At 39.1% G+C, this 833-nt stretch carries 1 protein-coding gene and 1 pseudogene; both read right to left on the bottom strand.

Going from position 1 to position 833, the window contains the following annotated elements:
* Positions 1–447, bottom strand: a pseudogene (locus ACYVRH_RS13630) (PDDEXK nuclease domain-containing protein); the annotation flags it as partial.
* A 37-nt stretch (positions 448–484) separates the two neighbouring features.
* Positions 485–833 (bottom strand): DUF1016 N-terminal domain-containing protein (locus ACYVRH_RS13625; RefSeq protein WP_461257432.1); only part of this gene is annotated, 349 nt, incomplete at its 5' end.

Here is an 833-nt window from a genome sequence, read left to right as displayed (position 1 = left end):
TTCTCGTGCTTCGACTAATATACCCTTGATCCTTTTTTCAAACTCAGCTTTTGGCGGCAAGTGCGTCCAGAATTCCGCTACGGCTATTCCCGCTTTATCCATTTCAAGAAGTTCTATTTTTTCACGATTTGCGGTAGCGCAGAGAATAATTCCTATCGGCGATTCTTCGTCCACATGTCGTTCATAGCGGTCAAGCCACTTTAAGTACAGTTCCATCTGCCCTTTATAAGCTGATTTAAAAACACCGAGTTTTAATTCAACTGCCACAAGCCTTTTCAGTATACGATGGTAAAACAGCAAATCTAAAACTATATCTTCTCCGCCAATGATCATTCGTTTTTGCCTTTCTACAAATGTGAAGCCATGACCAAATTCCAGAATAAACGCTTCGAGTTCTGTTAGTATTGCTTTTTCGAGATCGGCTTCAAGAAAATTTTCTTTTAATCCTAAAGTATCAAGAGGGGAACCTTCACCTGACCTATGGTCAGGTTCGGTTGAGGTTCAATAAGTAAGGGTCTTTGAAAACATTAAAAGGGACAATAGACTCTTTGCTTAACTGTGAATTGGCTATTTCCCGTCGTTCATAGGCTTTTCTGGAAATTTGATTACGAAGCTCACGAATACCCAAGTTTCTTGTAATAGCGTCATTTGCGTAATATAATCTTGCTTTTTCGGTTTCCAATGGCAAGATTTCGATAAAGTGAGACCAGCTTAATTGTGTCGACAGTGTCGACACAATTGATAAATCCGGGAATAATTCAGCAAATTGAACCATTCGCCGCAAACTTCTTAATTCAAAGCCAGAACCGTATCTTTTTATTAAATTTTGCGAC

It is taken from the genome of Treponema sp. R80B11-R83G3, from assembly GCF_054786115.1.
Note: the sequence above shows the minus strand (reverse complement) of the source record. Positions and strands in the feature narration are given on the sequence as shown.